Source organism: Ideonella azotifigens, assembly GCF_021043325.1.
Classification (GTDB): Bacteria; Pseudomonadota; Gammaproteobacteria; order Burkholderiales; family Burkholderiaceae_C; genus Ideonella; species Ideonella azotifigens.
Window position 1 is genome coordinate 92,827 of the sequence record NZ_JAJNKD010000006.1, and the last position, 14,270, is coordinate 107,096.

Below are 14,270 nucleotides of genomic sequence, written 5' to 3' on the forward strand. Positions count from 1 at the left end.
AGGCATGTTTGGGGGTGTTGTTTCGTCCGTGCGCGAGCGTGCGCGCGTTGGTGTTGCCGTTGCGCTGCTGAGCGTTTCCGCGGCGGGTTTGCTGCCGGCGCCCGCATTGGCGCAGAACCGGGTGCTGCCCGATTTCACCGACCTGGTCGAACAGGTCGGCCCGGCAGTGGTGAACATCCGTACCAGCGAGAAGGTGCATCTGGGCCGCGGTGGCGCGGGCACTGGCCCGCAGATGGACCCGGGCCTGGAAGAGTTCTTCAAGCGCTTCGGCATTCCGATGCCGCGCAACACGCCGCGCGGCGGTGGCAATGGCAATGGCGACGATGACGACGAGCCGACGCGGCGCGGCATCGGCTCAGGCTTCATCCTCAGCGCCGATGGCCTCGTGATGACCAACGCGCACGTGGTCGACGGTGCCGACGAACTGCTGGTGACGCTGACCGACAAGCGCGAGTTCAAGGGCAAGGTCATTGGCGCAGACAAGCGCAGCGACGTGGCCATCGTGAAGATCGAAGCGGCTGGCCTGCCGTTCGTCAAGGTCGGCGATGTCGGCAAGCTGAAGGTCGGCGAATGGGTCATGGCGATCGGCTCGCCGTTCGGCCTGGACAACTCGGTGACCGCTGGCATCGTCAGTGCCAAGCAGCGCGACACCGGCGAACTGCTGCCCTTCATCCAGACCGATGTGGCGATCAACCCCGGCAACTCTGGGGGGCCGCTGATCAACATGCGCGGCGAAGTCGTCGGCATCAATTCGCAGATATACAGCCCGTCTGGCGGCTATGCCGGCATCTCGTTCTCCATCCCCATCGACGAAGCGATCCGCGTGGCCGATCAATTGCGTGCCACCGGCCGGGTGATCCGTGGCCGCATTGGCGTGGCAATCGCACCGGTGACCAAGGAGGTCGCGGAATCGATCGGCTTGGGCAAGGCCAGCGGCGCGATGGTGCAGTCGGTTGAAGCCGGCCAACCTGCCGAGAAGGCTGGGCTGGAAGCGGGCGACATCATCGTCAAGGTCGATGGCAAGGCCGTGGAGCGCGCCACCGATCTGCCGCGCATGATCAGTGCCGTGAAACCGGGCAGCAAGGTCACGCTGCAACTGTTCCGCCGTGGCAGCTACAAGGATGTCGCGGTGACCGTGGGCGAGTTCGAAGCTGAAAAGCCGGCCGTGCCTGCAGCGCCAGTGAAAGCTTCGCTGGGCCTGAACGTGGTGGACTTGACCGAGGCGGAGAAGCGCGACTTGCGCGTCAAGGGCGGTGTGAAGGTCGACAGTGTGGAAGGCGCTGCGGCCCGTGCCGGCCTGCGCGAGGGCGATGTGATCCTGTCGGTCGACAACGTGCAGATCAGCGATGCCAAGCAGTTCGGCGGCGTTGTCGCCAAGCTTGACAAGACCAAGCGGGTCACGGTGCTGGTGCGCCGCGGCGACTGGGTCAACTATGTGGTGATCCAGCCAGCGCGCTGAGCCGGGGTGGACAGCCGGCTTCCCGCAGCCGGTCTCCATGTTCAAAGACCCGCCAACCTACTGGGATGGCGGGTCTTTTCATTGGATGAGAAGTCGCCGCGATGTTTGTAATTGCTAACCATGTTTTAATAGCTTGATGGTTATTCTGTCCGATCTGTGAGTGAGTGCTGACATGGCGCTGGGTCGTGATGATTGTGATGACCGGGCGATACAATCCAGGCTTGTTGCGGGTCATTCGACGCGTTGCTGCAATCTCTCCGTGGCGCTGCCGCCACGGCTGGGCGAGCGCTCAAGACCTGTGAATAAGGTGTGAATAATTATCGGCTGCGGCCCTTGTTGGCGGTCTGCAACGACCCCGGTTCCATCCAAGACGGCCTTTGGACTCGGGCCCTTTTGGCTACAATGAAAGCCCAACAAGCAGTTGCCATACGTTTTGTTGGAAGGCGCGTCTTCAATTGGACGTGCCTTTTTTTTGACTCTTTGCCCGCTTCACCGCCTTGATGCGGCTCGCCCCTCGCCGTCGCATTCCAATGCGTCGCCAGGGCGAGCTTTTGGCGCTTGTTCAGCAGCTTTTCAGCTGTTTTTGCTGCGTGTGCATCTGACGCGGCAGGCGTGAGCCGTCGCTGGCCACGCTGTTTTTCTCCGGCGCTGCGCCGGCCTTTGCCGACCCATGGACCACATCAGAAATTTCTCGATCATTGCCCACATCGACCACGGCAAGAGCACGTTGGCCGACCGCATCATCCAGCGCTGCGGCGGTCTGAGTGATCGCGAGATGGAGGCGCAGGTGCTGGACTCGATGGACCTCGAGCGGGAGCGCGGGATCACGATCAAGGCGCAGACGGCCGCGTTGCAGTACACGGCCAAGGACGGCAGGACCTACAACCTGAACCTGATCGACACGCCCGGGCACGTGGACTTCTCGTACGAAGTCAGCCGCTCGCTGTCGGCCTGCGAAGGTGCGCTGCTGGTGGTCGATGCCAGCCAGGGCGTGGAGGCGCAGACGGTGGCGAACTGCTACACGGCGCTGGAGCTCGGTGTTGAAGTGGTGCCGGTGTTGAACAAGATGGACCTGCCTTCGGCGGATCCCGACAACGCCAAGGCAGAGATCGAGGACGTGATCGGCATCGACGCGACCGACGCGATCCCCTGCTCGGCCAAGACCGGCATGGGCATCGACGAGATCATCGAGGCGGTGATCGCCCGCATGCCGCCGCCCAAGGGCGTGGTCGAGGCGCCGCTGCGCGCGATGATCATCGACAGCTGGTTCGACAACTACGTCGGCGTCGTGATGCTGGTGCGTGTGGTCGACGGCACGCTCAAGAAGGGCGAGCGCATCCGCATGATGGCGTCGAACGCGGTCTACCCCGCCGACCATCTGGGCGTGTTCGCACCGAAGTCGACGCCGCGCGAGCAGCTCAATGCGGGCGAGGTCGGGTTCATCATTGCCGGTATCAAGGAGCTTCAGGCGGCCAAGGTCGGCGACACCGTCACGCTCGAGAAAAAGCTGCCCAACAATCTCGGGCCTGCGGAAGAAGCGCTGCCCGGCTTCAAGGAAATCCAGCCGCAGGTCTTTGCCGGTTTGTATCCGACCGAGGCGAGCGAGTACGACCAGTTGCGCGACGCGCTGGAGAAGCTCAAGCTCAATGACAGCTCGCTGCGCTACGAGCCCGAAGTCAGCCAGGCGCTGGGTTTCGGCTTCCGCTGCGGCTTCCTGGGGCTGCTGCACATGGAGATCGTGCAGGAGCGGCTGGAGCGCGAGTTCGACCAGGACCTGATCACGACTGCGCCCAGCGTGGTTTACCAGGTCGAGCTCAACGATGGCACCGTGATCGACGTCGAGAACCCGTCGAAGATGCCGGACCTGGGCCGCATCCGCGAGATCCGCGAGCCCATCGTGACGATGCACCTTTACATGCCGCAGGACCATGTTGGCGTGGTGATGACGCTGGCCAACCAGAAGCGCGGCGTGCAGCTGAACATGGCCTATCACGGCCGGCAGGTCATGCTGACCTACGAGATGCCGCTGGCGGAGATCGTGCTGGACTTCTTCGACAAGCTCAAGAGCGTGTCACGCGGCTATGCGTCCATGGACTACGAGTTCAAGGAATACCGCGCCTCCGACGTCGTGAAGGTCGACATCCTGATCAACGGCGACCGGGTCGACGCGCTGTCCATCATCGTGCACCGCGCGCAGAGCCAGTTCCGTGGCCGGGGTGTGGCGGCGAAGATGCGCGAACACATCCCGCGCCAGATGTACGACGTGGCCATCCAGGCGGCGATCGGTGCCAACATCATCTCGCGCGAGAACATCAAGGCGCTGCGCAAGAACGTGCTGGCAAAATGCTATGGCGGCGACATCTCCCGCAAGCGCAAGCTGCTCGAAAAGCAGAAAGCCGGCAAGAAGCGCATGAAACAGATCGGCTCCGTCGAGGTGCCGCAGGAAGCCTTCTTGGCCATTCTTCAAGTGGATGACTGACAACAACAAACCGATGAGTGCTCTCACCGCCGCCTTGTATGGCGCCCTGATCGTCTACCTTGGCGGTTGGTACCTGGATTACTGGTACGGCAATTTCTCGCTGCTGCTGTTCATCCTTTCCGCAGTGACCTGCGCTTTCTGGCTGGCCGAGCGTTTCCGCTTCCGGCCGGCGCGCGAGAAGGCGGCCCGCCAGCTGGAAGCCGGCGACGCGGCCCGCCGCGCCGAGCTGGCGCGGCTGGGCATCGACAAGGTCGACGGCGACGTGGCCGAGGCCCGCGACAAGGTGCTGCAACAGCCTTGGTGGCTGGACTGGACGGCGGGCCTGTTCCCGGTGATCATCGTCGTGTTCGTGATGCGCTCTTTCCTCTTCGAGCCTTTCAAGATCCCGTCAGGCTCGATGATCCCCACCTTGCAGATCGGTGACCTGATCCTGGTGAACAAATTCCACTACGGCATTCGCCTGCCGGTGATCAACAAGAAGATCATCGACAACCATGAGCTGCAGCGCGGCGACGTGGTGGTGTTCCGCTATCCGGTGGACCCGCGCATGGACTACATCAAGCGTGTGGTCGGCCTGCCGGGCGACGAAGTCTCGTACCTGAACGCACAGCTGAAGATCAACGGCCAGCCGGCCCCGCTGACCTCGCTGGGCGAAGCCTACGATGACGAGAGCATCCACTACATGGCCCAGTTCAGCGAGCAGCTGGGGCCTGTGGAGCACCGCATCCAGCGTCGGCCGCAGATCGCGCCGTTCAACGAGATGCAGGTCAGCCGCTTTCCGCAGCGCGAACTGTGCCGCTACAGCATTGAAGGTTTTGTCTGCAAGGTGCCGCCCGGCCACTACTTCATGATGGGCGACAACCGCGACAACTCGCTGGACTCGCGTTACTGGGGTTTCGTGCCGGACGAGAACGTCGTTGGCAAGGCGTTCTTCATCTGGATGAACTTCGGGAACCTTGGCCGCATCGGCAGTTTCCATTGATTGACGGCGTTTGACCAAGGGTGACATGGCCACAGCTAGCATGATCCGAGCCCCCCGCGCCGCTGGCGCTGCCCGCCAGCGCGGCATCTCCTTCCTGGGCATGGTGTTCCTGGCGATCATCATTGCCTTTGTCGGCGTGGTGGCCATCAAGGTCCTGCCCACGCTGAACGAGTACTTCACGATCCGCCGCGCGGTTCAGAAGATCGCCGACAGCGGGGCATCGAGCGTGCCGGAAATCCGCCGGGCCTTCGAGACGCAGAAGCAGATCGAATATTCGATCAGCGACATTGGCGGCGGTGACCTGGAGATCGACACCACGGGTGACAAGGTGAAGATCCGTTTCGCCTATGACAAGGAAGTGGAGATCATGGATCCTGTCTTCCTGCTGATCAAATACCGGGGCGGCAACCGCTGAGCCAGCGCAAGCACCCAGACACGATGGATTCCCGCCACGACGCCCTGCAAAAGCGACTCGGTCACCGGTTCAACCGGCCCGAGCTGCTGCATCGCGCGCTGACCCATCGCAGCTTCGGTGCCGAACACAACGAGCGGCTGGAGTTCCTCGGTGACGCCATGCTGAACCTGGCCGTCTCGCGCCTGCTGTTCGACCGCTTCGGCGAGTCCGACGAGGGCGACCTGACCCGTGTGCGAGCCCACCTGGTACGTGAGGAAAGCCTGCACAAGGTGGCGCTGCAACTGCGCCTGCCCGAAGAGTTGCGCATGTCCGACGGCGAAGCCCGCGGCGGTGGCGCGCAGCGTGCGTCCATCCTGGCCGATGCGGCCGAAGCGGTGATTGGCGCGGTCTATCTGGACGGCGGCTACGAGGCCGCGCATGGCCTGGTCGAGCAATTGTTCGGCGAGATCATCGTCTCGACCACGGCAGACAGCTGGCGCAAGGACGCCAAGACCGAATTGCAGGAATGGCTGCAGGGCCGGCGCGTGCCGGTGCCCAGCTACCGCATCTCCGGCACCCGTGGCCAGGCACATGCGCAGACCTTCGAGGTCGAGTGCGCGGTGCCCAGCCTGCAGGTGCTGGAAACCGGTGAAGGGCGCTCGCGCCGTGCCGCCGAGCAAGACGCTGCGCACAAGGTGCTGGCTCGTTTGCAGGCCGATGACGCCGCACAGCAGCGGCCACCGCGCGGCTGAAGCCCACCTGCGCCTGAAAACGGCGCTTTCCTTTTCTTGTTCCTGCTTGCGCGTCTTTTGCGTCGCCGGCCCTTTGCCCTCAGAATCCCGCCGTGGACCCAGACATGCCCCCCATTCCCCAGTCGCCCGCGCTGGATGAAGCCGCCGCTGACGACGGCGCACCCGCAGCCACCGCACAAAGCGCTGAGCTTGGCGCAAACCCGGACGGCCAGCGCTGCGGCCTGATCGCGATCGTCGGCCGGCCGAACGTCGGCAAATCCACGCTGATGAACGCGCTGGTCGGCCAGAAGATCAGCATCACGTCGAAGAAGGCGCAGACCACACGGCACCGTATCACCGGCGTGCGCACGGTGGACGAGGCGCAGTTTGTCTTCGTCGACACGCCCGGCTTCCAGATGCAGCATGCCAACGCGCTGAATCGCACGCTGAATCGCACGGTGCAGTCAACGCTGGGCGACGTGGACCTGGTGTTGTTCCTGGTGGAGGCGGGCCGCTTCGGCATGGCGGACGCCAAGGTGCTGGCGCTGGTCCCCGAAGGCAAGCCGACGGTGCTGATCGCCAACAAGCTCGATGCAGTCCAGCGCCGCAACGACATGCTGCCCTGGCTCAAGAGCATGCAGGACCGGCATGCCTTTGCCGAGTTCGTGCCGATGTCGGCCCAGAAGCAGAGTGACGTGGACCGGCTGTTTGCGATCCTGAAGCCCTACCTGCCCGAGCAGGGCTGGTTTTACGACGAAGACGCGCTGACCGACCGCAGCGAGAAATTCCTCGCTAGCGAGATCATCCGAGAAAAGCTGTTCCGCCTGACTGGCGACGAGTTGCCCTACACCTCCACCGTCGTGATCGACCAGTGGAAGGAAGAGGGCAACCTGCGCCGCATCGCGGCAACCATCGTCGTCGAGCGCGATGCGCACAAGGGCATGATCATTGGCGAAGGTGGCGAGCGCCTGAAGCGCATTGGCAGTGAGGCGCGCCAGGAACTGGAGCGCCTGATGGAGGCGAAGGTCTTCCTGGAGCTGTTCGTCAAGGTGCGCTCGGGCTGGGCTGCGACCGAGGAACACTTGCGCAGCTACGGCTACGAATGACCGTGCCGGCGGACGCTGGCGACCCGGTCAAGGCCAAGCCGCGGTCTGCGGCCGGTGCGCGCAGCCGTGCCAAGACCGCTGCGCTGCCACGCAGCCGCAGCGCACCCGCGCCGGCCTACGTGCTGCACCGCTACGACTGGAGCGAGACCAGCCTGATCCTGGACATCTTCAGCCGCGAGCAGGGGCGCATCACCGTCGCCGCCAAGGGCGCCAAGCGGCCATATTCGCAGCTGCGGCCAGTGCTGCTGCCGTTCCAGCGCCTGCTGGTCGCCGCCAGCCGGCCCTCGCGTGACGAGACCGCCGACGTGCTGACGCTGCGCAGCGCCGAATGGGCCGGCGGCGGCCCGATGCTGTCCGGCGCCGCGCTGTTCTCCGGCTTCTACCTCAACGAGCTGCTGATGAAGCTGCTCGCCCGGCACGACCCGCACCCGGTGCTGTTCGACGCCTATGCCGCGTCCATGCCCGCGCTTGCCGCGGCCGACGACACGCTGACCCAGGCGGCTTTGCGGGCCTTCGAAATCGTGCTGCTGCGCGAGATCGGCCTGCTGCCGCAACTGGACCGGCTGACGAGCAGCGGCACTGCGCTGGCCGCCGACTCGGCCTACCAGCTGCGACCCGAACTGGGTCTGATCGCCCATGCGCAGGGCGATGCTCCGCTGGCCGGCCGCCAATTGATGGCCTTGCAGCAGGCGCTGAACGCCGGCGAGATGGGCCAGCTGCAGCGTCTTTGCGCAGACAACCTGCCGGCGCTCAAGACCACCTTGCGCGGCCTGCTTCACTATCATCTCGGTTCACCCCGGCTGCGCACCCGTGACGTGATGATCGACGCGCAGCAGTTGATGGAACCGCACCGATGAACCCACTTGTCGCCCCCGAAGCCGCCGCCCATCCCTTGGCCGGCCTGACTGCGCTGTCGGTCAACCTGAACAAGGTCGCGCTGCTGCGCAACACCCGCCACCTGGGCATTCCCAGCGTGCTTCGTGCGGCCCAGCTGGTGCTGGAGGCCGGTGCACAAGGCATCACCGTGCATCCGCGGCCCGACGAGCGCCACATCCGCGGCAGCGACGTGCACGAGCTGGCCGCGATGCTGCGCGAGCAGTGGCCGCAGGTCGAATACAACATCGAAGGCAATCCGCTGCAGAACCTGATGGACTTCGTTCGCGCCGTGCGCCCACACCAGGCCACCTTCGTGCCGGACAGCGAAAGCCAGTTCACCTCCGACCACGGCTGGAACCTGCCGGCCGATGCCGACACGCTGCGGCCCTTGATTGCCGAATGCCACACGCTGGGCGTGCGCGTCAGCCTGTTCATGGACCCGCTGCCCGAAGCGATGGCGCATGCCCGCGCGCTTGGGGCCGACCGCGTCGAGCTCTACACCGAGACCTGGGCGAGTTCGTTTGGCACGTCGCGGCAGGCCGAGGTAGGCGCGGCCTTCGAGGCGACCGCCAAGGCCGCGCTGGCTGCGGGCCTGGGCGTCAATGCCGGCCATGACCTGAACCGCGACAACCTCGCCGAGTTCCTGCGCCTGGCACCTGGTACCGCAGAGGTATCGATCGGCCATGCGCTGATCGCCGACGCGCTGGAGCTGGGCTATGCCGAGACGGTTCGCGCCTACCTGACTTGCATTCACCAAGCCTCGCAATCGACATGATCGTCGGCATCGGCACCGATGTCTGCGACATCCGCCGCATCGTCGCCACGCTGCAGCGCCGTGGCGACCGCTTCGCCGAGAAGGTGCTCGGGCCGGCCGAATGGCAGGTCTTCCTGCACCGTCGCGGCCGGATCGAGTCGCGGGGTTTGGCCTACCTGGCGACGCGCTTCTCCGCCAAGGAGTCCTTCTCCAAGGCCATTGGGCTGGGCCTGCACATGCCGATGACCTGGCGCGCCTGCGAGATCCTGAACCATGCCAGCGGCCAGCCTTTCATCCGCCTCCATGGTGAGCTGGCCGAGTGGTTTGCCGCCCGCGGTTGGCGCGCCCACGTCACGCTGAGCGACGAGACCGACTACGTCTCCAGCTTCGTCGTTGTCGAGACCGACCCTGGCCGGACCGACGCTGCGCCACCGCCCTACATGCCTTCCTCTCTTCCCACCAAGCCATCCTGATGAGCGATCAACGCCCCGTCATCCTCGACATCGCCGGCACCACGCTGGACGCCAACGACCGCCGCCGCCTGGCGCATCCGCTCACCGGCGGCCTGATCCTGTTCACCCGCAACTGGCAGGACCGGCGCCAGCTCACCGAACTGGTGGCCGAGGTCAAGGCCATCCGCGAAGACCTGCTGGTCACCATCGACCACGAAGGTGGGCGTGTGCAGCGCATCCGCACCGACGGTTTCACCCACCTGCCGGCCATGCGCCACTACGGCGAGCTGTGGATGAAGGACGCGATGCGCGCCACCGCGGCGGCCAGCGCGGCCGGCCACGTGCTGGCCAGCGAGCTGCGCGCCTGCGGCGTGGACTTCAGCTTCACGCCGGTGCTGGACCTTGACCACGGCCGCAGCGAAGTCGTCGGCGACCGGGCCTTCCACCGTGACGCGCGGGTGGCCACGCTGCTGGCCCAGAGCCTGATGCTGGGCCTGCTGCAGGCCGGCATGCAAAGCTGCGGCAAGCACTTCCCCGGCCACGGCTACGCCACGGCGGACAGCCATGTGGCCCAGCCGGTCGACAAGCGCTCGAAGAAAGCCATCCTGGCCGAAGACGCCAAGCCCTACGACTGGCTCTCCGGCACGCTGACTGCCGTGATGCCGGCCCACATCATCTACCCCAAGGTGGATGAGCTGCCGGCCGGCTACTCGGCCACCTGGCTGCAGGACATCCTGCGCGACCAGCTGGGCTATGCCGGCGCCATCATCAGCGACGACCTCAGCATGGAAGGTGGCCGCTGGCTGCGTGGCCAACTGGTCAGCCCGACCGAGGCCGCGGTCGCCGCGCTGAATGCCGGCTGCGACCTGGTCCTGCTGTGCAACCAGTCGCGGGTGGACGGTGGTGCGCCGCTGGACGCACTGCTGGACGGCCTCGGCGAGGCGCTGGCCAAGGGGCGCTGGCAGGCCGACCCGCTGGCCGAAAGTCGCCGCGCGGCCTTGTTCCCGGCCACCTCGCCGCTGCCCTGGGACGAACTGATGCGCCACGCGCCTTACCAGCTGGCGCTGGAGCGCCTGCACGGCTGAAGCCAACGCTTGGCCGGACGAAAAAAAGCCGCCTGGCCTCACGGCCCGGCGGCTTTTCCATGTCCGCGCAGCCTCAGGCTGCGTGGTGGACCGGCTTCAGTTGGAAGCCGAGGCGTCGAACGGCAGGTGCACCTGGTTCAGGTCCTTGCGGGTCTCGACCAGCACCAGCGGGCCTTCATCGGCCACCACCAGCGGCGGCCGTTCGCGCGGCACGTGCACTGGCTTCGGTTCGGCGGCGATGGCGGCTTGCGCGGCCTGGATCTTGTCGACGTCCGAGTTGACCCAGGTCAGGCCGGCGCCTTCGGCGATGCGTTGCAGGTCGTCCATCGGCAGCTCGAAGCGGACCGGTGCCGGCGCCACGGCCGGTGCAGCCACCGGCGCAGCGATGGCCGCCAGTGCCACCGGCGCCACCACTTCGGGTACCACGGGCACGGCTTCGGGTGCTGCGGTCAGCGCGGTTTCCACAGGCGCTGCGGCCTGCTCGAAGCGGGCCTGCGGCAGCTCGCCATCGGCCTCGCCCTGGGCCACGGTTTCACCGGCCTCGTTGCGCTCGCGGCGCGGGCGGTTGCGACCGCCACGGCGGCGGTTACCGTCTTCGGTGCCGGCGGCTTCGCCTGTTTCGGCATTCGCCTCGACGGCTTCGTCGGCATTGCCACCGGCTTCGCCTTCGTCGCTCACGCCGTCTTCGGACGCTGCACCACCTTCGCTGCGCTCGCCATCACGACCACGGCCACCACGACGGCGGCGACGGCGGCGGCCTTCGCGGTCCGCGTCGCTGCCTGCTTCGCCGGCCGGCAGTTCGGCATCGGCCCCACCTGCGGCCAGCGCGGCTTCGGCAGTCTGCGCCTGCAGCAAGGTCTCGTCGCTCACCGGGGCCTGCGGTTCGCGGGCCGGGCGCTCGGAGCGCTCGCCGCGTTCGGCACCGCGCTCGCCACGTTCCGGACGCTCGCCGCGCGGCTTGCGTTCGCCGCGCTCGGCCACTGGCGGCGTGCCGCCTGCGTCCAGTGCCATCACGTCGGTGCGCTCGCCGCGGCGATTGCCGTCGCGGCTTTCACGGCCCTCGCGGCCTTCACGACCTTCCCGTGCCTCGCGGCCACCTTCACGACCGCCTTCGCGGCGCTTGTTGTTTCCGTCAGTGCGCGCTGCGCCTTCGCCGCGGCCACCCTGGCGAGCGGCCTGGCCTTCGCGGGCTTGCTCCGGCTTGCCGGCGCCGTCACGTGGGCCGCGCTCATTGCGCTCGCCACGTTCACCGCGTTCGTTGCGGCGGCCGTTGCCACCGCCTTGGCCAGCGCCGCGTGGCTTGTTGCCGTCGCGCTGGCCGTCACGGCCGGTGGTGCCAGGCTTGTTGGCCGTGTCGGCGTCGGCCCGCTTGACCGGGGCGGGCGCCGGGGCGCCGCCGAACAGGTTCTTCAGCCAACCGAAGAAGCCGCCACCTGCAGCAGGCGCGGGTGCCGGGGCGGGTGCGCGAGCAGGTGCAGCCACCGGTGCGGCAGCAGCCGGCACCGGCGCCGCCACCGGCGCGGCGATAGGAGCCGGCTGGTCGGGCAGCACGCCCTTGATCACCGGCTCCTGCTTGGGCTTGGCCTTTTCGCGGCGCGAGATCGAGACCTCGTCGTCCGGCTCCTCGATCATCGTGTAGCTGGCCTGCAGGTTTTCCAGGCGCGGATCGTCGTGGCGCAGGCGTTCGAGCTTGTAGTTCGGCGTCTCCAGGTGCTTGTTGGGCACCAGCAGCACGGTGGTGCGCTGCTTCAGCTCGATCTTGGTGATCTCGGTGCGCTTTTCGTTCAGCAGGAAGGAGGTCACTTCCACCGGCACCTGCACGTGCACGGCGGCGGTGTTTTCCTTCATCGACTCTTCCTGGATGATGCGCAGGATCTGCAGCGCGGAAGATTCGGTGTCGCGGATGTGGCCGGTGCCGTTGCAGCGCGGGCAAGTGATGTGGCTGCCTTCGGAGAGTGCAGGGCGCAGGCGCTGGCGGCTCAGCTCCAGCAGGCCGAACTTGCTGATCGACGAGAACTGCACGCGGGCGCGGTCGAAGCGCAGCGCGTCCTTGAGGCGCTGTTCCACCTCGCGGCGGTTCTTGCTGTCCTCCATGTCGATGAAGTCGACCACGATCAGGCCGCCCAGGTCGCGCAGCCGGCACTGGCGGGCGATTTCGTCGGCGGCTTCGAGATTGGTGCGGGTGGCGGTCTCCTCGATGTCGCTGCCACGGGTGGCGCGGGCCGAGTTCACGTCGACAGCGACCAGCGCCTCGGTGTGGTCGATCACGATGGCGCCACCGGACGGCAGGTTCACCGTGCGGCTGAAGGCCGTTTCGATCTGGTGCTCGATCTGGAAGCGCGAGAACAGCGGCGCGTCGTCGCGGTAGCGCTTCACCCGTGAGGCCGATTCCGGCATCACGTGGTTCATGAACTGCTGCGCCTGATCGTAGATGTCGTCGGTGTCGATCAGGATCTCGCCGATGTCCGACGTGAAGTAATCGCGGATCGCGCGGATCACCAGCGACGATTCCTGATAGATCAGGAATGCACCCTTGCCAGCCTTGGAAGCGCCATCAATGGCCTCCCAGAGCTTGAGCATGTAGTTCAGGTCCCACTGCAGCTCGGGCGCCGAGCGGCCGATGCCGGCGGTGCGGGCGATCAGGCTCATGCCCTTGGGGTATTCGAGCTGGTCGAGGTTTTCCTTCAGCTCTTCGCGCTGCTCACCCTCGATGCGGCGCGAAACGCCACCGCCGCGCGGGTTGTTGGGCATCAGCACCAGGTAGCGGCCGGCCAGCGAGACGAAAGTCGTCAGCGCCGCGCCCTTGTTGCCGCGTTCTTCCTTCTCGACCTGGACCAGCAGTTCCTGGCCGTTCGAAATGCAGTCCTGGATCTTCGCGTCGCGAACGCTGACGCCTTCGCGGAAGTAGGTCTTGGCGATTTCCTTGAACGGCAAGAAGCCGTGGCGGTCTTCGCCGTAGTCGACGAAGCAGGCTTCGAGGGAAGGCTCGACGCGCGTCACGACGGCCTTGTAGATGTTGCCCTTGCGCTGTTCGCGCCCTTCGATCTCGGTCTCGAAGTCGAGCAGTTTCTGCCCGTCCACGATGGCCAGACGCCGCTCTTCCGGCTGCGTCGCATTGATCAGCATGCGTTTCATGTGCACTCCTTCAGCGTGCCGCTGCCCCAGTTTCGGGGTGCGCGGCACGCGCATGAAGGTGTCAGCCGCCTGAAAAACAGGACGGGCAACACCTCAACCGATGCACGAGAAACAAGAAATGAAGCCGGAAGAAGGAATCGCCCTGGACTGACAAAGAACCGCGTTGGCGGCTCAGCGCGTCAGCGTTGGCGCGTGCGGCGAATCGGCTCCGGCCCAGGCGCCTGCTCGCCGCTTCCCGAGCCGCCCGGCGCTGAGCGCACGCGGCTGCACCCGGCGGCGCTCAGGCCGCACCGGCAACGTGCCGGGGCCTTTCGTCAGCAGGGCAGGGGAATGGGAAGACAACGTGCGCACAGCGGTGGCGTTGGAGTTGATTCGACCGCCGGACCTCGCTCGCGCCGCGGGTCGCGCGGCACAGGCAGGGCCCGATGAAAACCTTGTTTGGATGTCCTGCACAAAGGCAGGACGGCACATTCCATGAATTCTCTGCCGCCTCTCTCGTGCCGGCCGCGGGTCACGTCGGGACCCGCCATTCCGGCCTTGAAAAGGCGTTGCATCACCTTGGACACGCGCTACTTCTGCGTGTGCCGCCACCATATCGCCCGGAGCACCCGGGTAAACTCTGAATAATCAAGCACTTAGGGCTCAATCGTGGCTCAGACCATTATAAAGGCTAAAAACAGGCCTGCCACGGGCCCGTCACGCAAGGCCACGACGACGGTGCGTGGCGGCGTCCAGCCTGGCAGCGCCACGCCGAAACGGCCGGCCAAGCCTGCAGCCAAAACGCTTGCCAGGCCGAGCACCGCCCCTGCGGCGATCC

At 66.1% G+C, this 14,270-nt stretch carries 11 protein-coding genes; 10 read left to right on the forward strand and 1 reads right to left on the reverse strand.

The window, feature by feature from the left end; genetic code table 11:
* Positions 1–4: 4 nt before the first annotated feature.
* From LRH25_RS14795 to nagZ, 10 genes are all read left to right on the forward strand, one after another.
* A complete protein-coding gene (locus LRH25_RS14795) occupies positions 5–1,459 on the forward strand; it encodes a Do family serine endopeptidase (RefSeq protein WP_141289421.1) in 1,455 nt (484 codons plus the stop codon).
* Between the two features lie 670 nt (positions 1,460–2,129).
* Positions 2,130–3,938: a translation elongation factor 4 gene (gene lepA, locus LRH25_RS14800; RefSeq protein WP_141289420.1), complete on the forward strand. Its 1,809-nt coding sequence runs from the start codon at positions 2,130–2,132 to the stop codon at positions 3,936–3,938.
* Positions 3,939–3,951: 13 nt separating this feature from the next.
* Positions 3,952–4,920, forward strand: coding sequence for a signal peptidase I (lepB, locus tag LRH25_RS14805; RefSeq protein WP_231011471.1), 969 nt, complete (start codon positions 3,952–3,954; stop codon positions 4,918–4,920).
* 40 nt (positions 4,921–4,960) lie between these two features.
* Positions 4,961–5,335: a DUF4845 domain-containing protein gene (locus tag LRH25_RS14810; RefSeq protein ID WP_141290706.1), complete on the forward strand. Its 375-nt coding sequence runs from the start codon at positions 4,961–4,963 to the stop codon at positions 5,333–5,335.
* Positions 5,336–5,358: 23 nt separating this feature from the next.
* Positions 5,359–6,066 carry a ribonuclease III gene (gene rnc / locus LRH25_RS14815; RefSeq protein WP_141290708.1) on the forward strand — a complete coding sequence of 236 codons (708 nt, stop codon included), beginning with the start codon at positions 5,359–5,361 and terminating at the stop codon, positions 6,064–6,066.
* A 104-nt stretch (positions 6,067–6,170) separates the two neighbouring features.
* On the forward strand, positions 6,171–7,151 hold the full coding sequence (gene era, locus LRH25_RS14820; RefSeq protein ID WP_141290710.1) for a GTPase Era: 981 nt from the start codon (positions 6,171–6,173) through the stop codon (positions 7,149–7,151).
* Complete coding sequence (gene recO / locus LRH25_RS14825; RefSeq protein WP_231011473.1) at positions 7,148–8,008, forward strand: DNA repair protein RecO; 861 nt, start codon at positions 7,148–7,150, stop codon at positions 8,006–8,008. Before era ends, recO begins: the two co-directional genes overlap by 4 nt.
* Positions 8,005–8,802 (forward strand): pyridoxine 5'-phosphate synthase, encoded by a 798-nt coding sequence (locus tag LRH25_RS14830; protein ID WP_141290489.1) that lies wholly within the window; start codon positions 8,005–8,007, stop codon positions 8,800–8,802. The genes recO and LRH25_RS14830 overlap by 4 nt, the downstream gene beginning before the upstream one ends.
* The gene (gene acpS, locus LRH25_RS14835; protein WP_141290491.1) at positions 8,799–9,254 is read left to right on the forward strand and encodes a holo-ACP synthase; all 456 of its coding nucleotides are present in this window, start codon (positions 8,799–8,801) and stop codon (positions 9,252–9,254) included. The genes LRH25_RS14830 and acpS overlap by 4 nt, the downstream gene beginning before the upstream one ends.
* Positions 9,254–10,318: a beta-N-acetylhexosaminidase gene (nagZ, locus tag LRH25_RS14840; protein WP_141290493.1), complete on the forward strand. Its 1,065-nt coding sequence runs from the start codon at positions 9,254–9,256 to the stop codon at positions 10,316–10,318. Before acpS ends, nagZ begins: the two co-directional genes overlap by 1 nt.
* Before the next feature lie 96 nt (positions 10,319–10,414).
* Here nagZ and LRH25_RS14845 read toward each other — a convergent pair whose 3' ends face one another.
* The gene (locus LRH25_RS14845; RefSeq protein WP_231011474.1) at positions 10,415–13,453 is read right to left on the reverse strand and encodes an Rne/Rng family ribonuclease; all 3,039 of its coding nucleotides are present in this window, start codon (positions 13,451–13,453) and stop codon (positions 10,415–10,417) included.
* Between the last annotated feature and the right edge of the window lie 817 nt (positions 13,454–14,270).

Coding starts and splice junctions, on each gene's coding strand:
- lepB (WP_231011471.1), top strand. CDS start 3,952: ATGAGTGCTCTCACCGCCGCCTTGTATGGCGCCCTGATCGTCTACCTT.
- LRH25_RS14830 (WP_141290489.1), top strand. CDS start 8,005: ATGAACCCACTTGTCGCCCCCGAAGCCGCCGCCCATCCCTTGGCCGGC.
- recO (WP_231011473.1), top strand. CDS start 7,148: ATGACCGTGCCGGCGGACGCTGGCGACCCGGTCAAGGCCAAGCCGCGG.
- LRH25_RS14810 (WP_141290706.1), top strand. CDS start 4,961: ATGATCCGAGCCCCCCGCGCCGCTGGCGCTGCCCGCCAGCGCGGCATC.
- nagZ (WP_141290493.1), top strand. CDS start 9,254: ATGAGCGATCAACGCCCCGTCATCCTCGACATCGCCGGCACCACGCTG.
- era (WP_141290710.1), top strand. CDS start 6,171: ATGCCCCCCATTCCCCAGTCGCCCGCGCTGGATGAAGCCGCCGCTGAC.
- acpS (WP_141290491.1), top strand. CDS start 8,799: ATGATCGTCGGCATCGGCACCGATGTCTGCGACATCCGCCGCATCGTC.
- lepA (WP_141289420.1), top strand. CDS start 2,130: ATGGACCACATCAGAAATTTCTCGATCATTGCCCACATCGACCACGGC.
- LRH25_RS14845 (WP_231011474.1), bottom strand. CDS start 13,453: ATGAAACGCATGCTGATCAATGCGACGCAGCCGGAAGAGCGGCGTCTG.
- LRH25_RS14795 (WP_141289421.1), top strand. CDS start 5: ATGTTTGGGGGTGTTGTTTCGTCCGTGCGCGAGCGTGCGCGCGTTGGT.
- rnc (WP_141290708.1), top strand. CDS start 5,359: ATGGATTCCCGCCACGACGCCCTGCAAAAGCGACTCGGTCACCGGTTC.